Here is a 25409-nt window from a genome sequence, read left to right on the forward strand (position 1 = left end):
GATGTGGGATGCCCGTGATGTTCGGTCGGCATCATTGCCTGAGCTGGTGCGCATGTGTGCTCCGATCGTGCAGCAGTTGGAGGTGACGAAGCTGAGGCAGGATGCCACCACTCCGCAGGGTGAGCGCCGGTCGTCGGATGCTGTGCCGATGGTGTTCCGCATTGGTGCCGCCGAGGTGGCTGATCGGATCACCGAGGTGCTCAGGTCAATGCTCGCTGCTTGGGTGTCAGAGCAGGAGCGGCCGGTGCATCGGATACTGTCGGTGCCGCAGTTGGTGGCCAGCTTGGATCCGTTGCGTGACTGGGTGGTCAAGCATGCGCAGGCTGAGGAGTGGCATGACCGTCTGCTCGAGCAGTGCCTCAAGGCGTTGGAGCAGATCGACATTCCACCTGAACGTGTGTTCGCTGGCGTGTGTCCGACAGGTGGTTGCGGTGTGGAGTTGTGGCCCATCATCGGGGAGGACGTGACGGTGTGCCCGAGGTGCCAGGCCCAGGTGGATGTGCGGGCACGGAGGCGTGAGGGGCTCCGGCGTATCGAGGCGTTCGAGGCACCGCTGTCTCGTGTGGTCGATACACTGCGTGCGGCTGGTGAGCAGATCACCTATGAGCAGGCACGGAAGTGGACGAGTCGTCGTGATGCTCATGATCGTGTGATGCTCAACGCTGTTGGTCACGATCAACGAGGCACGAAGCTGTATCGCCTCGGTGATGTTCGTGCTGTGCTGACGCGAACGACACGCCGCAAGGCGCGATCCTTGCGGGCGTAGACTTTCAGTCATCTGTCCCATACAATTCTCGTAGAGTCACCAGAGGTGGCGATGAAGGTCTGACACGGTTCTCCGGTCAGGCCTTCTGTCATGTTCGGAGGCAGTCAGTGAAGAAGCTCTGCTCGGTCGCCGGTTGCCCGGTCCTGTTCGAGGGCACCAAGTCGCGATGCCCTCGCCATGAGCGCACCGCCGACCGTACTCGCGGCACGTCCCGCCAGCGTGGATATGACCGTGACCATGAAGTGTTGTTCCGCACCAAGGTCCTCGCTCGTGATCGGTTCTGCGTCATCTGCAAGAAGAGACCGGCTCGAGACGCCGACCACTATCCTCGATCACGCCGCGAGCTCGAAGCTGCCGGCCTCGACCCGAACGATCCGCAGTACGGTCGCGGCCTCTGCGGACCATGCCATTCGAAGTCGACTACCCTCCATCAGCCAGGAGGCTGGGCGGCAAGATGACTTGGCGTTTGCAGACCCCCAGGGGGTGCAACCGAACCTGTCTTTATAAAGTACCGCGGGGGATAGCGCGGACCCACTTGGATAGTTCAAACATTTCCGGTATCACCCCAGGTCAAAGCCTTAACTAAGCTCCGTTTTCTCACTGAGAACGGGGCTTCTTTCATCCCCTTTCATCCGAGCGATTCGGGTGTCATGAGGTGGCGCGATGCCACGAAGAGGAGACAGAAACAGTGGAATCCCAGGAACCCACATGCCCGATCTGCGCCACCCAAGTTCCACCAAAGGGGCGAACCGGACCGCGGAAGACGTACTGTTCAGCCGCATGTCAGCGGGAGGCAAGCCGGCCGAACGCGATCATCGCGAGCAAGAGGGCCACCGCGCGACAGGCGGAGGAGAACAGGGAGCTGCGGGCAGCCACAGTCAAGGTCTGCCCGGTATGCGGCGACGAGTTCTCTCCGGCCAAGAGCATGAGGCAGATCTACTGCACCAAGCCGTGTCTGCGGAAGGCGACGAGGGACTCCAAGTCGAAGCAGTGCTCAGAGCCAGGCTGCGAACGCCCGGTCAGGGCGCGCGGGGTGTGCCAGATGCACTATCGACGCGACGCTCGCGCAGACGGCCGTGAGAAGTCAGACCCGTGGTCGCCACGGCGCAGAGAGGCCTATCACCAACGTCTCGCGAGGAAGCTCGCGCCGGGGTCCGAGCGGGTCAACCGCCTCGAAGTGTTCGAACGCGACGAATGGACCTGCGCAATCTGCAACACCCCGGTCGACCCGACACTTTCGTACCCCGACCCGATGAGTGCCAGCCTCGACCACCAGATCCCGCTGGCGAAGGGCGGGGAGCACACCTACAACAACAGCCAATGCACCCGCCTGTTCTGTAACGAGAGCAAGGGTGCTCGCCTCATCGCTGAACTTCGACAAGGCGACCACGCAGGAGCGACTCCTGCGTAACTACTCACGGCGCGACGCCGTGCAAGGAGGAAACCATGGGCAGCGGAGGACGCCGTAGTCGCTCGGGGCCGCCGGCCGACCCGCGCTCAGCGCGATCGGACCAGCGTGGCTTGAGCTTCAACAGTCTCCCGGCAGAAGGTTACGACGGCAAGGTGCCGGAGTTCCCTCTGCCGACGATGCACCGCACGACTATCGAGGTCGTCGAGAAGGCCAAGAAGGAAGTGCCGGACAAGAAGTCCACTATCTCATTGCGCCGCCGCGAGATTCGCATCTGGCGGGACGTGTGGGAGCTGCCCCAGGCCGCGGCTTGGGCGACACCGAAGTTCCGGTGGTTGTGGACAACTATCGCCGAGTATTGCCGGCTCAAAGCGCTCGTCGAGAAGTCCCCGGACTCGAACGCCACTCTTGTCGCGCAGCTGCACCGCTACCGTGACCAGATCGGCCTGACCAGGGCCGGTATGCGCGAGCTCGGCTGGGATATCTCCGACGAGGTCGTCGAGGATCCAGGCCCATCGCGCTCGCCTAAGCGTTCGTCGGACGGCAAAAAGGACGGACCTCAGCGGAGACTGAGGGCGGTTTGATGACCGAGTTCGTGGTCGATTTCCCGACGCTGGGGGATCTCGCGGACGGATGGATCAGACAGCATTGCCGAGTGCCTGACGGGTTCCTTCGAGGCAAGCCCTTCGAACTGTCCGACTGGCAGTTCTGGGTGTGTGCCAACAGGTGGCGTGTTCGCGAGGGGACGGTGTTCGTCCCGCCGGAGGAAGTCGGGCCGGACAATCCGCCAGTGCTGAATCAGGCGTTTTACTACCGCGTCACGATGACCGTGGCACCCCAGAAGACCGGCAAGGGTCCCATGGCGGCGTCGTTCGTCGCGTTTGAGGCGGTCGGCCCGTCGGTGTTCGGCGGCTGGGCGGAAGAAGGCGACCTGTACCGGTGTGAGGACTTCGGGTGCCCGTGCGGGTGGGAGTACGAATACCTGGCTGGTGAGCCGAAGGGCATCCGGCACCCGTCGCCAGTCATCCAGCTGTCGGCGACGAACGAAGACCAGGTCGACAACATGTACCGGCCGTTGAAGGCGATGATTAAGCGCGGACCGCTGCAGCACATGATGGCTGTCCGTGAGGGCTTCATCCGAGTCTTCGGCGAGCACGAGGACGATGATCTCGACCGTATCGACGTTGTCACCGCTTCGGCGAACGCCCGCCTCGGTAACCCGATCTCCGACGCGGAGCAGGACGAGGTCGGCCTGTACACGGTCGCGAACAAGCTGACTGGTGTCGCGCACAATCAACGCCGTGGCGCGGCCGGTATGGGCGGTCGTACGCACGCGTACACGAACGCCTGGGACCCGGCCATGGACTCGTACGCGCAGGAGCTCTACGAGTCCGGCCTAGACGACGTGTTCATCTTCTACCGCAACCCTGACGAGGACCTCCGCGATTCGGACGGGAAGCCGCTGAAGTACTCCCGCGCCGATCATCGCCGGAAGATCCACGAACACGGCTATGCAGGCTCCTGGTGGGTCAACCTCGACTCCATCGAGGCCGAAGCGGTGGCGCTGCTGCAGAAGGACCCCGCCGAGGCAGAACGCTTCTACGGCAACCGCCTCGTGCAGGGTTCGGGTGCGTTCATCGCTCGGCAGCTCTGGGACGACAGTATGGGCACACCGTCCAACGAGAGGCGCATCTCCCTCGGGTTCGACGGTTCAACGTCAGGCGACCACAGTGCGATCCGCGCCGAAACGATCGACGGGTACACGTTCACTCCCACCTACGGGCCGGACAATCGTCCTGCACACTGGGACCCGAAGCAGTGGAACGGTCGCATCCCTCGCGGGGAAGTCCACGCTGCCGTGTCGGAGATCTTCGCGAAGTACGACGTCAGGCGCATGTACTGCGACCCCCGCGACTGGCGAACCGAGATTGAGGACTGGGCGAACCTGTACGGCGACGAGGTTGTTGTGCAGTGGCCGACCTACTCGATCCAGCGAATGTTCGACGCTCTCAACCGGTTCCACACTGACCTCGTCGAGGGACGCATCATCACCGACGACGACCACCAAGCCAGATTGCATGCACTCAACGCGATCAAGATCGCCAAACCCGGCGACAAGTACATCCTCGGCAAACCCGCCGACCACCAGAAGATCGACCTGCTCATGTCGACTGTCATTGCCCACGAGGCGGCCGCGGACTCCCGCGCCGCCGGGTGGGATGACATCGATAACCGCATGTTCGTTTTCCGCTGACCACAACCGAGGGAGGTGACCAATGGCTGTTCCTGACGCCGCCGCGAAGCTCTCGGACACAGAACAGGCCCTGTTCTCTGAACTCCGCAACGAGCACGAGAAGCGTCGATCCGTCATGATCAAGATGGACCGCTACTACGAAGGAGTTCAGCGTCTCGAACACATCGGTCTCGCCGTACCCCCGGAGCTGCGCCGCTTCGAAACGGTCGTCAACCTCCCCAGGATCGCCGTCGACGAAGTCGAACGCCGCCTCGACGTGAAGTCCCTCATGCTCCCCGATGATCAGATCGCGAACGAGGACCTCCGCGTCGGTTGGGAGTACAACGACCTCGACGCCCAAGCCCCACAGGCCCACAAGGAAGCCATGATCTTCGGCCGCTCCTTCGTTACCGTCGGAAGCAACGAGGACGATCCTGACCAGCCGCTGATGACGGTGGAATCACCTCGTCACATGTCAGTGAAGATCGACAACCGTCGCCGGCAGATGACCGCAGCCCTGCGCCAGTACATCGACCCCGAACGCAAAACCGACTCTGCGACTCTCTACCTGCCCAACACCACCATCTGGCTCACCCGAGACAACGGCACCCGCTGGCAAGTCACCGACCGCGATGACCACAACATCGGCCGCGTCCCCGTCGTCATGTTCCTCAACCGACAGCGCACCGGCTCCTGGTTCGGAACCAGCGAAATGCACGACGTCCTGCCCCTCACCGACGCAATCGCACGCTCCCTGACGAACCTGCAGATCGCCGCCGAGACACACTCAGTTCCGCAGAAGTACGTCCTCGGCATGTCCAAGGGTGACTTCGTCGACAAGAACGGCGACCCGATCCCCGTCTGGGAGTCCTACTTCTCCGGCATCTGGGCACACCAGAACGACAAGGCCAAGGTCGGCCAGTTCTCACCCTCCGACCTCAAGAACTTCCACGACACCGTCAACCACTACATGGCGCTCGCCGCAGCGATTACCGGACTCCCAGTCCGGTACATGGGCCAACAGTCCGTGAACCCCGCAGCCGAGGGTGCTATCCGCGCCGACGAGGCTCGACTGGTGAAGAACACGGAACGTAAGCAAGTCAGCTTCGGTGCCTCCTGGGGCTGGTCGATGTCGCTGCGTGAACGTTTCCGCACCGGCGAGTTCCCCCGCAACGGCCGAATCCGCCTCGAATGGTACGACGCCGGCACCCCGACCATGGCTCAGCGCTCCGACTCCATCCAGAAGCTCTCCGGCGGCACCCCAATCCTTTCCCGCGAGGGCGCATGGGACGAGCTCGGCTGGTCCGAAGCACGAAAGGCCCGCGAGCGTCAGTACTTCCTCGAGCAGGAAGCCGACCCGTACTTCCAGCGGATTCAGGAGAAGGAGGAGCTGAATGATCCTTCCGTCCTCCGCGATTCAGTACAAGAGACAGATCACGCGTGAGAACGCCGCGGCGCTCGCCTCGGTGAAGCGTCTGTGGTCTCGGATGGGTCTCGACTTCGATGCAGGGTGGGCCAGAACCGCCCCGCAGGTGTTGCGGGTGATGCATCGTTCGCAGCTGTCTCTTGCCGAGGCTGCGGCCGAGTTCATCCCGACAGTGCTTGATGAGACCGGGCAGGACCCGGATCTCGTCGCCGAGGTGGTCCCTGAGTCGTTCGTCGGCATGAACGGTGACGGCCGGGACCTTGGTACGGCCCTTGCCATGTCGACGATCGTGTCAAAGGCTGCTGTCGCGGAGGGAATGGCCCCGCCTGCAGCCCTGGCGAAGGGTGGACGGTGGTTGACTATGGCCGCCGGCACCGCGCTCTCAGATACTGGCCGTGCCGCTGAGCAGGCAGCGACAACCGCTTCGTCGGCTACGGGGTTCGTTCGGATGCTCACACCTCCGTCCTGCAGTAAGTGCGCGATTCTCGCAGGCCGCTGGTATCGGTGGAACGCGAGCTTCCAGAGGCATCCTCGGTGCGATTGCCGGGGCATACCCGCTTCGGAAGCAGTAGCCGGAGACTTGACCGTTGACCCCTATGCCTACTTCGAATCCTTGTCACCTGCCGAGCAGGCGAAGCATTTCGGGAAGAACGAGGCCGAAGCGATCCGGGAGGGCGGCGACATCTTCCAGGTCGTCAACGCTCGCCGCGGTATGACCCCATCAGGAATGTGGACTTCGGAGGGCACGACCCGCCGCGGCTACTTCCGCTGGGGTTCCGAGGCCGGAGGCCGCGGCACCCGTACTCGCCGTCTGTCCGTCCCCGAGATTGTGCGCCGTTCGGGCGGCGACAAGGCCACAACCCGCAGGTTGTTGCGCCAGTACGGATACATCACCGAGCAGGGGCAGATCCCCACCGGTGCGATCGCGTTCGGTCGCTGACCGAACCCATCACAGACCACCCCGTTTGCGCGAGGCACACGGGCGTTTGCCACGCGACGTGGCACCACCAAGGAGGAACCATGAAGCACTCTCGTGTGCTCACTGCCTACAACCCGTACACCACCGATCCGTTCATCCGGTTCTTCGCCGCCCCCGCGGACGCTGAGACACCGGGATCTGACCCTGGCGATCAGGGCCAGAACGACGACTCCAAGGAGCAGACCCCGGCCGCCGGCCAGTCTGCACCGAAGGTACCCGCCGACGATGAGGAACTCGGTGAAGGCGGGAAGAAGGCGCTGCAGTCCGAGCGCGAGGCTCGCAAGCAGCTCGAACGAGAGATCGCTGATCTTCGGTCCAAGAACAAAGAGTACGAGGACGCTACGAAGTCAGCGGAGGAGAAGCAGGCGGAACGTCTCGCCGAGCTCGAAGATTCGAGCACGAAGAACGCTCTGCGTGTCATGCAGTACGAAGTTGCCGCTGCCAAGGGCCTGCCCCTGTCCGCGGCAACCAGGCTGACCGGCGACACGCAGGAAGCTCTCGAAGCCGATGCCGACGAACTGATGAAGCTCCTCGCTCCATCTGCTCCTGCCACGCCGAAACCCGACCCGTCGCAGGGTGCCGGGTCGAGCAAACCCAAACCCAAGAATCTCGCTGATGCAGTGAACCTGCATTACAGCTGACCCCTGAAAGGACACCGCCATGCCAGTTTCTCTCGCTGAAGCGAAGAACAACGCGGTCGAAGACTACGATCCTGCCGTGATCGACGAGTTCCGCAAGGAATCCGCGATCCTCGACAACATGATCTTCGACGACGCCGTCAACCCCGCCGGTGGCGGAGCAACCCTCACCTACGGGTACCGCCGGCTGAAGACCCAGGCCGACGCTGCCACTCGTGCACTCAACACTGAGTACACACCCGGCAACGTGGAGACCTCGAAGCACTCGACCGAACTCGCCGTCCTCGGTGGTTCGTTCACGGTCGACCGCGTCATCGCCTCCATCGGCCCGGCCGCATCCAACGCTGTCATGCTCAACATGCAGCAGAAGATCAAGGCCGCCGTCACCAAGTTCCAGGATCTCGTCATCAATGGCGACACCGCCACCGATGCGAACGGATTCGACGGCCTCGACAAGGCCCTCACCGGATCCTCCACGGAACTCACTGACGGTGCCGACTGGACCGACTTCGACACCAACCCCCGCGCCGAACACAAGGCACTCGACCTCATCGACGAGTTCCTTGGTCTCCTCGACGGGACTCCCACCATCATCCTCGGCAACCGCCGCGCACTGGCACGCCTGCGCGCTGCAGTCCGCCGAGCCGGTGAGTACGTCAAGAACCCCGTCGACGACCTCGTCGGCGCCGACGGCCGCCCTATCGTCCGCGAGACCTACGGTGGCATCCTCTTCGCCGACCCGGGCGCGAAGCCCGGCACCAACGACCCGATCATCCCGATCGAGACCGACGGCACCACCTCCCTGTACGCATACCGCGTCGGACTCGACGGCTTCCACGGTGTCACCACCGTCGGCTCCCAGATGGTTCGCACCTGGATGCCGAACTTCGAAGAGGCCGGCGCCGTGAAGAAGGGCGAAGTCGAACTCGGACCCGCCGGTGTCGCGCTCAAGGCCACCAAGTCCGCAGCTGTACTTCGCGGGCTCAAGGTCCAGGCAGGCGTCTGATGCGAGTCACCACTCCCGTCAAGGGGTTCACCGGCATCGTCGTGGGCGTTCAGTTCACCGACGGTGCCGGTGACACCGACAGCCCGACAGCGCTGGCCTATTTCCGCCGCCACGGATACACCGTCAGCGGCGAAGAGCATACCCCTGATTCCGACGACTCTGGCACCACAGAAGACGCGGAAACAGGCGACGAAGAGACCGAAGAGGAAACTCCCGTCGTGAAACCGGCGGGTAACGCTTCCAAGCAGGCCTGGTACGAGTATGCGCTCGCCACTGGGCTGTCAGAAGACGACCTCGAGGGCCTTGACCGAAACGAGATCCGCGACCTCGTCGCTGAGTAATCGAAGGGACTGGATGGTATGGCTTTCGCGAATCTCCAAGACGTCCAGACACGCCTTGGTCGACTGATTTCTGAAGCACCTGAGATTGATCAGGTCAATGCTTGGATCAGTGACGTTGAGGCCACCATCCAGTCTCGAATCGAAGACCTGCCCGACCGGGTCGCGATCGACCCGGTGTACGAGGCGTTGGTGAAGAAGATCATCGCGCAGATCGTATGCCGGAAGATCAAGAATCCCGACGGCAAACAGAACGAGCGAATCGACGACTACTCCTATGGCCTCGGGTCGGAAGCCGCGCGCGCGGACTTGAAGCCGACTGAGGACGAATGGGAGGAGCTCGCGCCGGGCAGCTCTGCGGGGTCCGAAGCGTTCACCGTCCGCATGCCGATCGCGCCTGGGTTCTCGGAGCGGTGGGTGTGGTGATGGATGCCGGGGCGTTGCTGGCTGGCCGTGCCAGAGCCGAGCAGATGATGAGGGACAAGTGCATCATTCGTCGCGTCACCGGCGAGACCACCGACCGGGAGACCGGGAAGGTGGTGCCTCTCTACGACGACGTCTACACCGGCAAGTGCAAGCTGCAGTCCTACGAGGGCTACGAGCAGTCGAGGACGGCGGCCGAGACCACAGTGACCGTGCAGCGCATGTCCGTGCACCTGCCTGTGGGTGCGTACCGCATCAACGTCGGCGACATCGTCGAGATCACCGTATCCCGCGTGGACCCGATGCTCACGGGCCGGGCGTTCCGCATCACCCAGGAAGCCCCGTTCAAGACGTTCGCCACCGCTTACCGCGTGTTCGTCGACTACATCGCGGACTGAGGAGGACCATATGCCACTGGACACCTCAGAGACTCAGAAGCTCGTTGATGCGATCGACAAGTTCGACTCTGATGTTCGTTCAAAAGCGGAAGCCGTGCTGGTCAAAGGTGCCGTGCAGATCAAGAAGAACATGCAGGAAGATGCCCGAGGTTCGAAGTACTTCAAGCAGTTCGCGAAGAAGATCAGCTACGAAACCACGAAGCGGAAGAACACCACCGAGGTGGAGATCGGCCCCGAGAACGACAAGCCGACCGGGAAGAACCCCGGCGGCGGGCCCGGCGCTGCTATCGCCTACTTCGGTGGTGCGAACGGTGGCGGCGGCACTCTCGATTTCGATGAACCCGTCGAGCGGGAGTTCGACACCATCGACGACTTCCTTGGCAAGCTCGGTGATGCCCTGTGAGCATCCTCGCCCTCACCGACGCGATCGAAGAAGTGTTTCCGGACGGGACCCTGTTCGAGGCGGTGAAGCCCAACGAGAAGGGCCAGTACGTCGAGGACGCGTTCCCCTGGGTCGTCGCTCGCATCCACATCCCGAACACACTCTCCCGCTCCATGGCCGGCACCCGCCACGCGCAACGCGTGCGCATCGCCGTCACCATCGCCGGACTCACCTTCGCCTCGGTCAGAGTCAAGGCCGACAAACTCGACCCCATCGTCGAGGGCGCCCGCCCTGCAGCTGAGGGATGGTCCCTGTCCCCGATCCGCAGGCTCAACACTCGCGACATCGTCGAGGACGACTCGATCACGCTCACCTCGGCGAACCGTCACCCGGTCTACACCGTCATCGAGTGGGAACTCACGGCCGCCAGGGCCTGATCCCGACCACACCCACACCAGGAGGCACTCATGCCCTATTTCGTACGCGTCAAGGACAAGTCGACGAAGCACCAGTTCGACGTGCCCGAGACCGATCCCCGGATCGGGAAGACCTTCACCTTGGTCAACTCCGACCGTTACCCGCGCTCTCGCAATCCGCGACCGCCGAAACATCACGTCCCCAACGTCCCTGCCCGACTGGCTGCCCCGGTCGAGCAGGGTTCGTCCGATGACAGCCAGAAGTCGGACGTTCCGGCTGCGGCATCCGCCGACGCCACCGAAACACCTGAGTCGAAGCCGGCTCGGGCCAACTCAAGAAAGTGAGGCCATGTCATGGCTGAAATTCCATCGACGCCGGCGGACGGCAACTTCAAGGTCGTCTGGGTTCCTGCGATCGCCGATACCGCGAATCCCACGGTCACCGAAGTCACTGCAGAGGGTGCTCTCGACATCAGCTGCTATCTGACCGGCGACGGGTGGAACCCGACGAAGGAACAGGCAACGATCCCGGATCCGCGCCTGTGCTCCCGCCAGGAGTTCGGACGACCGGGCCGAAAGACCCCGGGCCTGTCGATCACCGTCATCGACAACACCAACTCCGACAACGCGACGGACTCCAACGAGGCCGTCGAAACGATCGTCGAAGGCGCCCAGGGCTACTTCGTCGAGCGCATCGGCGTCGCCTACGAGGACGACTTCGCCACTGACCAGAAGGTCAGCATCTACCCGGCCACCGCCGGTGAGAAGCAGGTTCTCGCGCCGGAGGCGAACTCCGTCACCCGCGCGACGATCCCGCAGTTCATCTTCGCCGAGGTGAAGACGGACGTGGCGCTCGCCGCCGGGGCCTGACCCTCCCCAACTCCTGGCCGTGCGTGGCTTTTCTCCTGTCCACGCACGGCCAGGGCTCCACCATCCACATCACACAGGAGAGAACAGGAGAAACACCATGTCGAAGCTCGGCACAACCCGCCCCACGTCCGTCGTTGATCTCGTCACGAACCTCGGTCTGCTCGCTGAGCACCAGGCTGCCAGTGACGAACTCGCCCACCTCAATCGCACCCAGTCGGCGGCTGACCGGATGAACAACCCTTACTCGAAGGAGATCCGCGCCGTTGCGAAGAAGGTGCAGGACATCGAGAAGCAGATGGAAGAATCCACCGTCTGCATCAAACTGCAAGCTCTCAAACGCACCGAGTACGCGGAGATCACTGCGAAGCACCCGCCTCGTGAGGACAACGATGTCGATGCGGCGCTCGGTTTCAACACGGACACGTTCGGTGAAGAGGTCATCCCCAGGTCGATCGTTGCCGCCTGGTGGAAGACCACCAAGGAGAAGATCGATTTCACCGGCGATGACTGGGAAACCGAGTCTGCTGAGATCACCGACGCCCAGTACGCGGACTTCTCCACCGCGGTGCTCAACCTCAACCAGAGGGCCACGTCGGTCCCTTTTTCACAGAGCGCCTCCGCCGTGAACCGGAGCTGAGAGCCGAGGTCGAAGCTGCTGAACGCCTCGGCGTCAGCGTCAAACGCTTCAACGGCTGGGAGCCGACCATCACCTACGTCTACGACGACGATGGTCGGCTTCTCTCGTCCCAGGCCGAACCCGAGTGGGACGAAGCACAACGCAACTGGATGCTCTCACTCGCTGAATACCGGGCGGGTATCTGCCCGATCTGCGGGTACCCGAAGGAAATCTGCCAAGCAGCGGAGAACGCGAACCAGTTCGTCGCGAACCCACCGTCGAGGTGCCATGCCACGACCGCGCTCAAGCAGTTCCAGAAGGACAACGAGTACGAGCATCCGGAAGCGCTCGTGTGGTCCGCATCCATCAAACCCCGACCGTCGTAACCACTGAGGAGGTGCCCCTTGGCTGATCGTTCCGTAGCGTGGAAACTCACTCTTGACTCCACCGGCGTCGTCTCCGGTTCCCGCCAGGCACAACGTGCCATGCAGGACCTGGAACGCAACGGTGTCTCCAAAGCGCGAGTGGGTCTCTCGAAGCTCGAAGCCTCAGCCAAGGCGCACCCTCAGGCATGGTCAGCTCTCGGTACTGCCGCTCTCGGGTTCGGCACCGCCGTGTCCATCGGGTTTGGTATGGCAGGCAAGGCGGCTATGACCTGGGAGTCCGACTGGGCTGGTGTCACGAAGACCGTCGACGGCACACAGAAGCAGATGTCGGCCCTCGAATCCGGTCTGCGCAGCCTCGCCCGAAACGAACTCCCAGCCTCCACCACGGAGATCGCCGCCGTCGCCGAGGCCGCCGGCCAGCTCGGTATCAAGACCGGCAACGTCCTCGCGTTCACGAAGACCATGATCAACATGGGCGAGTCGACGAACCTCTCCGCCGAAGAGGCCGCCACCTCCCTCGCCCGGTTCTCCAACATCATGGGAACCAATCAGAAGGACATCGGCCGCCTCGGCGCATCCGTCGTTGGTCTCGGCAACAACTTCGCCACCACTGAACGCGAAATCGTGGAAATGGGCATGCGCATCGCCGGCGCCGGCCGACAGGCAGGCCTCACTGAGGGTGACGTCCTCGGCCTCGCCACCGCCCTCTCGTCTGTCGGAATCGACGCGGAGGCCGGCGGTACCGCGATCTCCATGGTGATGAAGAAGATCGGCAACTCCGTCGCCGACGGCGGCGACAGCGTCGAAGAATTCGCACGCCTCGCAGGCATGTCCTCCCAGGAGTTCTCCACCGCCTGGGGAGACGACGCTGCAGGAGCTCTCACCGAATTCGTCGCAGGTCTCGCCAAGGCCCAAACGTCCGGCGAGAACGTCAACAAGACACTCTCCGACCTCGGCATCACCGGCATCCGCGAATCCGACGCACTGCTGCGCCTGTCCGGAGCATCCGACGTCCTCAAAGACGCGCTCGCCACCGGCAATGAGGAATACGCGCGTGGAATCGCCCTCATGGAGGAAGCGAACAAACGCTACGACACTGCCGAGTCCCGCGTCCGTGTCGCTGGTAACGCAGTCAAGGACGCCGCGATCTCGTTCGGTGACGTGTTTCTCCCTGCCGTTGCCGAAGCCGCCGACGGCGTCGCCGACTTCGCGAACTGGGTCAGCGATCTCCCTGCCCCTGTGAAGGACTTCGGTGGCAGCCTTGCAGGTCTCAGTGGTGCAGCCGCGGTCGCTGCTGGCGGGTTCCTTTTGCTGGCGCCGAAGGTCTTCGACATCGTTGATGGGTTCAAGACCCTCAACATGGAGCACCCGAAACTCTCCGGCGGACTTGTGGCAGCAGGCAAGGCGGCTGGGGTCGCCGCGGCAGCAATTGCCGGAGCGCAGATCGTGTCGCGGATCTTCGGCAAGGATGCCAAGGAAGCAGCCGCGTCGTCTGACGAGCTCACAGCCGCCCTGGTGAAGCTCTCAGACAGCACTCGGACGAGTTCGAAAGAGACCATCCTCGACCCTGCACTGTGGGACAACGCGAACACGGCCTGGGCGAAGCTGGTCAGCGGTGACAAGTTCGAGGACATTAAGGACTGGGGCGACGCACTCGAACAGGCCACGGACAAGGGCAGAAGCTTCACAGCATGGTTGGATTTCACCAACACCGGACAGCTTGACGTCGTCAACGAGCAGATCAAGAGGACTGACGAGTCGCTTTCCCAGTTGGCATCCGGAGGGTCTCTGGACACTGCTCAAGCCGGGTTCCGGGCGATTGCTGAGGAGGGCCTGGCCGCCGGAGTGGAGCTCGAGGACACGTTCGCGAAGTTCCCCGAGTACCGCGACCACCTGATCAATGTGGCCTCGGCATCCGGGCAATCAACGGACGAGGCCAATCTCCTCAAGTTGGCGATGGGCGACATCACCCCGGAAATGCTCGAAGCCGGAGGCGCTACCGAGGAGAACGCGGAGAAGCTGCAAGAACTCGGCATCAACGCGAAGACCACTGAGGACAAGATCAAGGACCTCGCGGATGAGATCCGCAACTTCGGTTCCACCGTCCTCGACGAACGATCGGCAGCACGTGAGTTCGAGCAGGCTCTCGACGACGCCGATGAGGCGTTGAAGAAGAACGGCAAGACCCTCGACATCACCACTCAGAAGGGCCGCGACAACGAGGCCGCTCTGGACGGGCTCACCTCATCGGCTCGGGATTGGGCAGCCAGTATTGTCGAGTCCTCAGGGTCGGCGGAAGAAGCCCAGAAGAAGATCGACGACAAGCTCCGTCCCGCTGTCATTCGGTCCGCCCGCAACTTCGGCATGGGCAAGGACGAAGCCGAGCTCTACGCCGATTCGATCCTCAACGTTCCCGAGGACGCGAAGACCGACGTCAAGACGAACGCCGACAAGGCGACGAAGAAGACGAAGAAGACGAAGGAAGCCGTCCGAGACCTCGACGGCGACAAGGCGAACGTGTCTGTCCACGCCGACACGGACCCCGCCAAGGAAGACGTCAACGGGTTCGTGAAGTGGTTCCGGGAGCACTCGACCGTCACCATGACGGTGATCCAGAAGATCCAGAAGGTCTTCGACCCCAAGGTGCCTGACCAGGGCGGCAAGAAGGACAGCAAGGGCAACAACTCCCGAAACCCCATGGGCCGATACCACGGCGGCATCGACGTCAAAGGTATGGCCGCCGGCGGTGTCATGGACGTCGCCGAGATGGTCAAACCCGGACAGATCCGATTCGCCGGCGACCGTCCGGACGTTGATGAAGCCTGGATCCCCCTCGACGGGTCCGCACGGTCGAAGAAGATCCTCTTCGAAGCACTCCGTCGTATGCCCAACCTCGCCGTCGGCATGGCCGAAGGTGGAATCACCGCCGCCGAACGCCGCAAGGAAGAACGCGAACGCCGCGCACGAGTCCGCGACCTCCAAACCGAGCTGCGCACAGACATCCGCCGCGGCGACATCCGCGACCAGGTCACCGGGTCACTGTCCGGCGGGTACTCCGCCGTCGACCGACTCAAGACCCTCGCAGGCAACGACGACCTATCCCGCAGCGCTCGCCGCCGTGCCGGCATCGACGCCCGCGGCTACGAGAAGTCGCTCAAGTCGCTGTACTCCTCGCTGGAGAAGATCGAGGCGAAGACGGAGAAGGCGCAGGACAAGCTCGACGAGCTCAAGCAGATCCAGAATTCTGTGTCGTCGTCGATCCAGGGTCGGGCGTACGAGCTCGATGTGTCTTCGCAGTGGGCGCAGGACAAGAACGGCACCTGGCAGCAGACCACCGGAGTCTCCGGTGTCCGCACGAACGCGGCCGCCGCCGCAGCGAAGGTGAAGGGTCTGGCCGGGAAGCTCAAGAAGCTCGCCGGCATGGGCTACGGTGGCGCGATCCTGCAGGAAGTCGCCAGCGCGGGTTCCATCGACGAGTCGATCACCATGGCCGACGAACTCCTCAAAGGATCGTCGTCGGACGTGCAGTCGATCAACGCCTCCTACAAGGACATCGCGAAGTACTCGAAACAGGCCGGCGCCTACGTCACCGAAGGGTTCTACTCCGGTGGAGTCAACGCAGCCGCCGGACTGGTCAAGGGCCTCGAATCTCAGAAGAAGACCGTCGAGAAGACGATCGCGAAGATCGCCAAGGGCATGGAGAACTCCCTCAAGAAGGCTCTCGGCATTCACTCCCCGTCAACGGTCATGTACGCCCGCGGCATCGACACCGTCGACGGCCTCGACAACAGCCTCCTCGACGGCATCACCCGCATCCAGGACACCGCAGCGAAGCTCGGCCTCGCCGCCGTCCCACCCGTGACCGCACTCGGCCCGATCCCCACCGACTATGCGACCACCCCCGCGCTCGCCTCGGTGGATTCGGCCTCGGAGTACGGGTCGTCGCTCGCGTCGTCGCAGGGTCCGACTGATCTTGCTGGGTCGCAGCAGGGTGCGGATGTGTCGTGGGAGGACACGGTCGCGACGACGGAGGAAGCTCTGACGTCGATGCAGGCCCTCACCGCCGCCGCGTACATGCAGATGACCGCTGACACGGATGCGTCTCTGTTGGCTCGTCAGGACGGCACTGCTGCCGCGATGACGGGGATGCAGGAGACGATGACGAGCGGGCTCACGGCGATGGGTGCGGATCTGGCGTCGCAGATGTCGACGATGGCTGGCACGCAGTCGACGGCTCTGTCGGGGATGGTCTCGAATCAGGTGAAGAACCTCGAGACCATGGCCTCCGATCAGGCGAAGAATCTCAAGGCGATGGGCAAGACCCAGTCGGATGAGTGGTCGGCGATCAAGAAGTCGACGACCACGACTGCCGGCGAAATGCGCAAGGGCGTCGATACGACCATGGGCGGCATGGACAAGGACGCGGGGAAGCGTCTGGGCACGCTCGGCAAGACCGCTGATACCGGGTTCTCCGCGATCGAGCGCGGCGGCAAGGCGAACTTCTCGGGCCTGCGTTCTGGCATCGATAAGACGATGGAGAAGGTCCCCGGTGACGTCGGCAGCTCCCTCAACGACACGGCGGACGTGCTGAACTCGTTCGCGAAGGAGATCAATAAGTCCTTCGGTTCCGTCGGTGTGAAGCTCTCCGGGGTGAAGAAGCCGAAGGGTGGGTTCGATCGTGGCGGCATCCTGCCAGGGTTCACCCCGTATTCGGCCGGTGACGACCAGCTCACCCCGATGCGTTCCGGCGAGGGCGTGTACGTCTCCGAAGCCATGCGTGACCCGTATGAGCGGGAACGTCTCCACGCAGTGAACGCGGCCGCGCTGCGCGGTGAACCGTTGCACCAGTTCCGTGAGGGCTACGCCGGTGGTGGCATCATCTCCGCCGGCAAGTGGTGGGAGGCGCGCGGCGCCCGAGTCGGCGAACACTCGCACTGGGGCCGCGTCGGCACTCACTCTCCGAACTCGCAGCACTACAACGACAACGCGATCGATGTGAACTACGGTCCCGGCGGTCGCAACGCGATCGAGACCCGGTTCTTCGATGCGAACATCGCCGCGTTCAAGGCCGCATTCCCCTGGGCGTTCGTCCTGTGGAAAGCTGCCGGGCACTTTGATCACCTCCACGCCGACAACCGGGGTAAGGCCGTCGGTGGCGGTGCCATGGATGCAGGCATCCTCGGCGACATCTCCTACACGGGCGACATTGCCAAGGAGCTTGAGAAGGCCGCCCGGCGCCGCGGTAAGGAACTCATCGCGAAGTACTCCGAGAAGCTCGACGGCAACACGCTGACCGGGCAGCTCGGCACCGGTGTGATGGAGAAGGTCGTCGCCGGGTCGATCAAGCAGGCCAAGGAGTACGCGAAGACCTTCACCGAGGGTGAGGGCGACTCTGGCGGGAACGTGGAGCGGTGGCGACCGACGGTCATCTCCGCGCTGAACTTCATGAACCAGCCCCTGTCGAACGTGGGCCGCACTCTGCGTCGCATGAACCAGGAGTCCGGTGGCAACCCGAACGCGGTCAACAACTGGGACATCAACGCAAAGCGCGGTTACCCGTCGCAGGGCCTCATGCAGGTCATCCCGCCCACGTTCCGCGCCTACGCCCGCGCACCGTACAACAAGAACATCCTCGACCCGATGTCGAACATCGTCGCCTCGATGTCCTACGCCCTCTCCAAGCACGGATCACTCGCGAAGGCCTACGACCGCCGAGGCGGGTACGTCAACGGCACCAAGTCGGCACGGAAGGGCGTGCACAAGGTCGGCGAGGCCGGTTGGGAGTACGTCGACTTCGATGGCGGCGAGACGGTCATTCCTCACCAGCAGTCCGTGTCGATCGAGAATCAACTGCTCCGCGGCGGCCCCTCCACCCTTGCACTTGACCAGGCATCGGTGAACGCGATCGCCACCGCGGCCGCCGGCCAACTCACTGCCGGGGACCTCGCGGCCGCGATCGAGGGTGTGCAGCTGACGGTGCGGGTCGGTGACCAGGACATGAGCGGGTACGTCCTCGCCACTGTCGCCAACGGATACGAAGACTCGAAGCGCCGTGTCTCTCGATCCTCGAACCTGATGCGGAGCTGACACTGATGAACCCACTCATCCACGCCGAGTTCGACCTCGACGGGTACCGATTCGGAGACGGCCACCCCGTCTACCTCTCCCACGTCGACACCCCGGGTATTGCGTGGCGGGACCAGGACATCGTCAACCCGGTCGGGTCGAACGTGTTCTTCGGCCGCGACTACGCCGACCCGAAACCGTGGGGCCTCGACTTCACCATCACCGGCACCACCCCGGCCGAAGCAGCCGAGAACTACTTCGCCCTGGCCAACGCCTGGGCCGCGCAGCACGTCCGCGACGTGCCCGGTGCTGAGATGCCGCTGGACTTCAACATGCACGGTACCGCCCGGCGCATCTACGGCCGCCCCCGTGATCTGAAACCCGACGACGCTACCGACCTGTTCGTCCTCGAAACGATCAAAGCGAAAGCCACGTTCCAACCCTCGTCAGCGGAATTGGTCGACGGCACTCCTCGAGTCCTGCAAATGACGATGACGCCCGGCGCCGCCGGTGGGTTCACCTTCCCCGTCGTCTTCCCCATCTCCACCACCCGCGGCGGAACCCGCCAGGGCATCATCGCGAACGGCGGAGGACTCACCCCCACCCACGACGTGCAAGTCGAGATCCATGGCCCCGTCGGGAAAGCCAGAGCCACCGGACCCGGCTGGGAGTTCGGACTCACCAACAATCTCGCCCACGACCGTTCCATCACCCTCGACGCCCGCAGGCAGACGATCCTCTGGGACAACGGCGCATCCGCAGCCGGACTCATCACCCCCGGCACTCGCCTCGACGACATCACCATCCCACCCGGCCAATCGGAACTCACCTTCAAAGGCACCGACCAAACCGGAACATCCACCCTCACCGTCACCTGGCGGCCCACCATCACCACACTTTAAGGAGACCCATCATGGCATTGGATCAAGTCTGGGCCGTCGGCGGCGAAGCAGAGAACCCAATCGAAGGCGCTCGCCTCTCTCTGTATGCGGCGCTGCGCGGCGCGCGCGGTGTCATCCTCCCGAACGATATGAAAGTCTCCGCCCTGCCTGTTCCTGGCCCGTTCGTGCGTATCGTTCAAGGCGCGGCCACGTCCCCGAACGACTATCTCGGGATTGACGGCGGTGCCCAACAGTATGCAGGCCGTGAAGACAGCCACACCGACTTCCCGGTCGCGGCCACAGGATCATCGGGTGCGCAGACGAAGTACCTGATTTGGGCTGTCCACGACGAACAGCACGAACCGGGCCTTACCCCTGATGACCCGGTGAATGATCCTCGCGGAACCTACCAGTGGGTGTCGTCGATCAACGGGCTCACGTTTCCACACGCCCCGCTTGTCAGGCTCAACCAGCCGGCGAACACGGCGACGATCACCAAAGAGATGCTCACCGACATTCGCGAGCTCGCAAGCCCCCGCAAAGACTTCGGCCAGTTCTCCCGCCCCCGAGTTGCCGGCGACAACGTGGGCACCACCCCGAACCTCGTCACCCGGTGGAGCGTCGACTCCAAGGAGTACTACGGCGAATTCTTCCCCGGTGGCGACAACATCCCCAACGTCGGGCAGATCTACCTTCCCCACTGGGCCACCCACATGAACGTCTCCGCAAAGTGGATGGGCCTATCCATGAACACCTCAGCAAATCCCCGGGGACGCTACTGGATTGAGTACGGCGACGAATACCGCTCCCACACGTGGACCGGTGGCCGCCAGTACGAATTCTCAACCCAGCAGTTCGGGTTCAGCCCCACACAAACCGAATGGTCCCTCGAAGACGCCGTCCCCATCCCGAAGAAGCTGCGCGGCAAGAACGTCGACTTCTGCTTCAAAGCCGGACTCAACTCCGGCATCCCCACCGACAGCGTCGCCATGTACTCACTCGGCGGCATCAGCGTCCGAGTCGACTACACCGAACGCGCCATCGACGCCGACACCATCTAAGGAGGCACCGTGCCCAAATGGCGCTACATCGCCACCCGCCTCAACGGTGACGGCACCGAAACCTTCCTCAACTTCAACGTGCCGCTCTCCGCCACCGAGGTCAACCCCGTCGTCAACGGTCACGGCGGAATCAAGGGAACAATCACCCCCGAGATAGCATCCCTGAAAACCGACGACGGAGAACACCTGTTCGTACCCTGGTGGACCGCGATCTACGCAGAAGAAGACGGCCACATTCGCGGCGGCGGCATCCTCAAAGACTACGACGACGAAGCACCCAAACTGCAGCTCGACTGCATCGGCCACACCGGCTACCTCGTCGACACCCGCTACACCGGAACCAAATCCATCGAACGAGACGACCCCCTCAAAGTCTCCCGCCACCTCTGGGACCACACCCAAACCCGCCCACACTTCAACCTCGGAATCGAATTCGCCGGCGCCGACAAGTCACGAGACATGTTCATCGGCGACGACTCCATCCTCCCCACCCAGACCCCAACCAAAGTCACCCCATACGTCCTCGCCTACTACCAAACCCACGACCTCGCCAAAGAGTTCGAACTCCTCGCATCCCTCGCCCCATTCGAATACACCATGACCCACGAATGGAACGCCGACAAAACAGCAATCCGCCACATCCTCCACTACGGATACCCACGCCTCGGCGCTCGCCGCACCGACTTGCGGTTCGTGGTCGGTGAAAACGTCGTCGAGCAGCCGAAGTTCGACATCGGTGGAGACACCTACGCTTCCGATGTGATCGTGCTCGGTGCGGGTGAGGGGTCGAAGATGATGCGCGCTGAGGACAATGACCCGGCGCCGAGGCGTCTCGGCCGGGACGCGGTCATCATCGACAAGACCATCACCACTCCCACCGAGGCGAAGAAGCGTGCAGCTGCGGAACGGAAGCTGCTTGCGGGTACCGCAGACGTGACCGAGATACAGGTTCGGCAGCACCCCCACGCACCACTCGGTTCCTACTCAGTCGGCGACGACATCCGAATTGAGACCGCCGATGGATGGTCGGGGATCCGGTCGCTGTGGGTGAAGATCCTCGGCATTCAGATCCGACCCGAATCGAACGTGACGACGCTGCAGATTATGCGTGCAGAGAAGGTGAGCAAATGACCCTGGACCGCCTGTACCGCGACGTCGAGAACCTCAAGCACCAGTACAAGGGACTCGCCGGCGGACCGCAGCTCGCGCTGTCGTCGATCGAGAACGGTGCAATCGACTCGATGGACGCCGACGGCAACCTCAAGATGACCATCGGCCAGCAGGACGACGGCGGCAACACCATCAACGTCATATCCGGCCCCACCCCACCGACCCCGGTCGGGTTCACGGTCGACGTGGATCACGGGAAGTTCATCGTCCACTGGTCGGGAGACTTCGATGGGGACAAGTTGGCCCCTTCGGATTGGTCTCGTGCTGAGGTGCATGCCTCCCAGGATCCGTTCTTCGTCCCAGACCGCACGACGGCTCGTGGGTCGATTGTGTCGGCTGCGGGTGGCGAGGTGACGATCGGTGTCCTCAAAGGACCGTGGACGATCAAGATGCTCGCCTGGTCGCAGGCAGGGAAAATGTCTGCCCCGTCCGCCCCGGTGGATGTTGAGGTGCCGGGGTACGGCGACATTGTGCTCGAGGAGATCGACGCGGCACAGACCCGCATCGACAACGCCCGCGCAATCCTCGTCGACGGCCAAGAAACCCTCGGCACCAAACTCGACGAAGCAGACACCGCGCTCGCCTCGTTGCGTGATTCCCTCGATAACCTGGACGAGACGACCCTCCCAGCACTGCGGCAAGATCTGGACGCGGCTGAGGGGCGGTTGGATTCTGCCGAGGGGCAGATCGCGGATGCGTTCGGGCAGATCGCCGAGGTTCCGGGGAAGATCGACACAGCGAAGCAGGCGGCGATTGGTGCGGCGCAGGCGGATGCAGAGGCGAAAGCATCCGCGGCAGAGCAGGCAGCGAAGGCGCACGCTGATCTAGTGGCCGAAGGCGCTGAGGCTGATGCGATTGCCGCGGCGAAGGCTGACGCGAAAACGAAGGCTGACGCGGCGCAGGCGGCAGCCATCGCTGCAGCTGCCCTCGATGCGACCCAGAAGGCGAATTCAGCACGCTCTGCTGCTGAGGCGAAGGCCGCCACCGCCCAACAGCAGGCCGACCTCGCCAATGACAAAGCGCAGGCCCTGATCGAAGCCGGGCCGAACATCATCGTGAACGGTGACTTCGAGAACCCGAGCCCGAACATCTGGCCGAACACGACCTACCAAACCGGCATCAGCGTCGTCTCCGCAGACCATGCAAGGTCTGGCACTCGTGTGATGCGCGCAGACTCAAGCTCGGTCAACCGCTACCCACTGACAGACTGGCGGGAATCCGCCGCCGGACGTATCTACTACGCCGAGGTCTGGTGCTACCACGACGACACTGACCCCACTTATCGAGGCAGAGTGTCGTTCTATGCGCAGGCACAACTGAAAGATGAGTCGACCCCAGGCTTCTACGGGGCGGATCTAGACGGAAAAACCGTCTACGTCTACCAGGACCAGATGACACCTGGACAGTGGAACAAAATCGCCGCCTACATCACCACACCAGCAGATACTCTCCGAGTACGGGTGGCCCCGCATGTGCTCCGGAATGAGACTCCGTATGACTTCGACGACTTCAAGGTCATTGACGTGACAGAAAGTATCAGTGCCCTACGCGAAGCAAGGGCTGCGCAAGCTCGTGCGGACGCCGCGCATACCGCCGCCGGGTCTGCGCAGGCTACGGCTGATGCGGCAATGTCTACGGCCAACGGTCTAGCGAAAGTGCTTCACGGCACAACCGCCCCGACGGGCACGGCCCCGAATGGGACGATCTGGTGGCAGCACAAGACGAATCTTTCTGGCCCGGTCATTGGTCAGTGGAACCGTGTGAGCGGTTCATGGGTGTCCACACCGATCAGCTCGGAAGCGATCGCCAACCTCGATGTCGGGAAGCTCACGGCTGGTGCCGCCGAGCTTGCCGCAGTCGTGTCTCAGAAGATCGCGGCCGCTGTCGGTCAGTTCCTCGAACTCGATGTGGGCCAGTTGACGGTCACTGAGCAGTCGAAGCTCGCTACCGTAGTAGCCGAGCAGATCGCCGCAGACGTGGGCGAATACGTGAAACTCTCAGTCGGCCAGCTCGTCGCCGGTGAAGGCGTCATGGATGAGGCTGTCATCCAGAAGCTGTTCACTGATGTTGTTGTGGCTGGCATCTCTCAGGCGCAGGAGTTCATCGGTGAGAACGCTCTATTGACGAACTCGGTCACTGCTCCGAAGATTGTCGCGAGCGAGGAGCTGTGGGCGAAACTGGGCCAGTTCGTGAAGATTCGGGCTGAGCATATCCAGGCTGATGCTCTCGACTTCATGGTCGCTCGCGGTGGCACCTACCTCACGTCGGGCGGTAATGGTTCCTGGTCCGATAACGGGCTGTTCATTTCCAGCCCAGACGGCACTTCCCTCGTCCGGTTCCCCACAGACGGAACACCACTGAGCCTGACGGCGTCGGATGTGCAGATCGACCGCGCATCTATCGGTGAACTGGACGTCAGCGAAGAGACCGTCCGCTCCGGTGGCACGTTGAATCTTGCGTCGGGTGTTACCCCGCCTGCTTCACCGCCTGAACTGTCTCTGGGATGGGAGTCGGTGGCTGAGTTCGACCGGCCCTCACCGGGATCGTCTTTCGACTGGCTGGGACTGGGCGCGTGGGGTACGAAGTGGGTCCGTGCCGTCAACGTCCTCGGTAGTGTCGGTGACACCTTGGACGCGTTCGAAGTGTATTCGGCCAGCGGTTCGTTTGAGAAGAAGATCAGCCTCGACATCAACCCTCGCTCAGGTGTGACGGTCATCGGCGACGTGGCGTACACCATCGGCCCTGACTATAATCCCGCGAACGCCGGGAAACAGTGGGTGCATGGGTTCAACCTCAATACGGGGGTGAGAGTCACCCGGTGGCAGTTCACGCGGTTCACGCTGTCAAACCAAGCGAAGATCGCGATAGGAAACGATGGCACTAACCTCGTGGTCGCTGGTGTCCACCCGACTGCGGGGACGCTCTACGTCATGAGGTACAACCCTGCAACGGGCGCCCAGGTGGGCGCTGACATGACGGACACCAGCTATGACGTTCAGTACACGAAGGAACTGCAGGGCGTCTACATCACGGGGTCGGTCGCGTATGTGGCTCACGCGAAAGACACCCGCAGGTACGCGATCAGTGGTGGAACGCTGACGAGGACGGACAACGGATGGCGCAACCCCGAAACGGACGCAGCTGGTCTGGCGTTCACCACGACCCCGTTCCTCGTGGCGCAATCAGGCGAACTCTACCGGGGGTCAACGTTCCAAGATTCCACGTTTGAGGCTTGCTACACGTGGTGGGACGGCACGCACGAGACCACACCGTCACCGATCGCGGCCCTGGACATGCAGGCGGCTCGTGTTGTCTCGGTGTCGTTGGCTCGTCGTGCGGGTCTGCAGAAACGCTTCTACTTCCGTGCAGGGACTGGCAACTGGGAGCGGCAAACCCTCGACCAGGGGGTCACGTCGATCACGATCTATTCGTTGAATCCTTCCGCCGGACACTACCCGTTGCCGACAGCGAATTCGTTCCCGAATGCTGAACCGGCGATATTCAGGTCCGCGAACGGCAACATCGAGTTCAGAGGCAATGGGTCAGGTAAAGCGGGTCCGTTGACGTTCCACGCTGACGGCACCATGACCTCAGACGCGATCCCATCGTGGGTTCCGGTCACGTCATTCCTCAACGGATCCGCACCGGCATCGTTCGGGTTCGCACCCGCGTATCGAATTTGGCCGGACGGGAAAGTTGAGTGGCGAGGGTGTCTCGCCGTCAACAGTGCAACGGGAATGACCGAGGTCATCACTGTTCCCGCCACGGCAGTCCCCGCTCATTTCGTCCCCAGGCCGGTGAGCTGCAACGGAGGGTCGGGAGGCGGTATTGCTCACGCTGAGATCGCGCAACCAGGCAATGAGAACAAGATCCGTACCCGCCCGGTCAGCGGGACCTTGGCCTGGATCTCCCTCGACAACTTCTCCTACTACCTGACATGAGGAGG

At 63.0% G+C, this 25409-nt stretch carries 22 protein-coding genes; all 22 read left to right on the plus strand.

Translation table 11 applies throughout. The annotated features are described in order from the left end of the window. Nucleotide 1 precedes the first annotated feature (1 nt). Entirely contained in the window at nt 2-766 is a 765-nt protein-coding gene (locus tag ACTIIH_RS01725; RefSeq protein ID WP_441450197.1) for a hypothetical protein, read from the plus strand. Nucleotides 767-2018: 1252 nt separating this feature from the next. Then, on the plus strand, nt 2019-2177 hold the full coding sequence (locus ACTIIH_RS01730; RefSeq protein ID WP_441450198.1) for an HNH endonuclease: 159 nt from the start codon (nt 2019-2021) through the stop codon (nt 2175-2177). 35 nt (nt 2178-2212) lie between these two features. Further along, a complete protein-coding gene (locus tag ACTIIH_RS01735; protein WP_441450199.1) occupies nt 2213-2758 on the plus strand; it encodes a hypothetical protein in 546 nt (181 codons plus the stop codon). Between the two features lie 239 nt (nt 2759-2997). Next, nucleotides 2998-4428 carry a hypothetical protein gene (locus ACTIIH_RS01740; RefSeq protein ID WP_441450200.1) on the plus strand — a complete coding sequence of 477 codons (1431 nt, stop codon included), beginning with the start codon at nt 2998-3000 and terminating at the stop codon, nt 4426-4428. 22 nt (nt 4429-4450) lie between these two features. Further along, nucleotides 4451-5851 carry a phage portal protein gene (locus ACTIIH_RS01745; RefSeq protein WP_441450201.1) on the plus strand — a complete coding sequence of 467 codons (1401 nt, stop codon included), beginning with the start codon at nt 4451-4453 and terminating at the stop codon, nt 5849-5851. Then, nucleotides 5802-6773 carry a hypothetical protein gene (locus tag ACTIIH_RS01750; RefSeq protein ID WP_441450202.1) on the plus strand — a complete coding sequence of 324 codons (972 nt, stop codon included), beginning with the start codon at nt 5802-5804 and terminating at the stop codon, nt 6771-6773. Before ACTIIH_RS01745 ends, ACTIIH_RS01750 begins: the two co-directional genes overlap by 50 nt. A gap of 80 nt (nt 6774-6853) precedes the next feature. Then, entirely contained in the window at nt 6854-7453 is a 600-nt protein-coding gene (locus ACTIIH_RS01755) for a hypothetical protein (protein WP_441450203.1), read from the plus strand. A 19-nt stretch (nt 7454-7472) separates the two neighbouring features. Next, the gene (locus ACTIIH_RS01760) at nt 7473-8456 is read left to right on the plus strand and encodes a major capsid protein (RefSeq protein ID WP_441450204.1); all 984 of its coding nucleotides are present in this window, start codon (nt 7473-7475) and stop codon (nt 8454-8456) included. Beyond that, nucleotides 8456-8797, plus strand: coding sequence for a hypothetical protein (locus ACTIIH_RS01765; protein WP_441450205.1), 342 nt, complete (start codon nt 8456-8458; stop codon nt 8795-8797). The genes ACTIIH_RS01760 and ACTIIH_RS01765 overlap by 1 nt, the downstream gene beginning before the upstream one ends. An 18-nt stretch (nt 8798-8815) precedes the next feature. Beyond that, entirely contained in the window at nt 8816-9220 is a 405-nt protein-coding gene (locus tag ACTIIH_RS01770; RefSeq protein ID WP_441450206.1) for a Gp19/Gp15/Gp42 family protein, read from the plus strand. Further along, nucleotides 9220-9615 (plus strand): DUF6093 family protein, encoded by a 396-nt coding sequence (locus ACTIIH_RS01775; protein ID WP_441450269.1) that lies wholly within the window; start codon nt 9220-9222, stop codon nt 9613-9615. The genes ACTIIH_RS01770 and ACTIIH_RS01775 overlap by 1 nt, the downstream gene beginning before the upstream one ends. A gap of 10 nt (nt 9616-9625) precedes the next feature. Next, a complete protein-coding gene (locus ACTIIH_RS01780) occupies nt 9626-10018 on the plus strand; it encodes a hypothetical protein (RefSeq protein ID WP_441450207.1) in 393 nt (130 codons plus the stop codon). Then, entirely contained in the window at nt 10015-10434 is a 420-nt protein-coding gene (locus ACTIIH_RS01785) for a hypothetical protein (RefSeq protein ID WP_441450208.1), read from the plus strand. Before ACTIIH_RS01780 ends, ACTIIH_RS01785 begins: the two co-directional genes overlap by 4 nt. 30 nt (nt 10435-10464) lie before the next feature. Beyond that, complete coding sequence (locus tag ACTIIH_RS01790) at nt 10465-10758, plus strand: hypothetical protein (RefSeq protein ID WP_025780231.1); 294 nt, start codon at nt 10465-10467, stop codon at nt 10756-10758. Nucleotides 10759-10767: 9 nt separating this feature from the next. After that, a complete protein-coding gene (locus tag ACTIIH_RS01795; RefSeq protein WP_441450209.1) occupies nt 10768-11283 on the plus strand; it encodes a phage tail tube protein in 516 nt (171 codons plus the stop codon). 97 nt (nt 11284-11380) lie between these two features. Next, entirely contained in the window at nt 11381-11920 is a 540-nt protein-coding gene (locus ACTIIH_RS01800; protein WP_441450210.1) for a hypothetical protein, read from the plus strand. 149 nt (nt 11921-12069) lie between these two features. Next, complete coding sequence (locus tag ACTIIH_RS01805) at nt 12070-12285, plus strand: hypothetical protein (RefSeq protein ID WP_441450211.1); 216 nt, start codon at nt 12070-12072, stop codon at nt 12283-12285. Between the two features lie 18 nt (nt 12286-12303). Beyond that, nucleotides 12304-18372, plus strand: a complete 6069-nt coding sequence (locus ACTIIH_RS01810; protein WP_441450212.1) for a phage tail tape measure protein — start codon at nt 12304-12306, stop codon at nt 18370-18372. A 5-nt stretch (nt 18373-18377) separates the two neighbouring features. Continuing rightward, a complete protein-coding gene (locus ACTIIH_RS01815; protein WP_441450213.1) occupies nt 18378-19253 on the plus strand; it encodes a hypothetical protein in 876 nt (291 codons plus the stop codon). Between the two features lie 11 nt (nt 19254-19264). After that, complete coding sequence (locus ACTIIH_RS01820) at nt 19265-20293, plus strand: hypothetical protein (RefSeq protein WP_441450214.1); 1029 nt, start codon at nt 19265-19267, stop codon at nt 20291-20293. A gap of 9 nt (nt 20294-20302) precedes the next feature. After that, nucleotides 20303-21424, plus strand: coding sequence for a hypothetical protein (locus tag ACTIIH_RS01825; protein WP_441450215.1), 1122 nt, complete (start codon nt 20303-20305; stop codon nt 21422-21424). Nucleotides 21425-21813: 389 nt separating this feature from the next. Continuing rightward, the gene (locus tag ACTIIH_RS01830; protein ID WP_441450216.1) at nt 21814-25404 is read left to right on the plus strand and encodes a hypothetical protein; all 3591 of its coding nucleotides are present in this window, start codon (nt 21814-21816) and stop codon (nt 25402-25404) included. Nucleotides 25405-25409: the final 5 nt, after the last annotated feature.

The organism is Brevibacterium sp. (assembly GCF_052105255.1).
In the GTDB taxonomy this organism is placed as follows: Bacteria; Actinomycetota; Actinomycetes; order Actinomycetales; family Brevibacteriaceae; genus Brevibacterium; species Brevibacterium linens_B.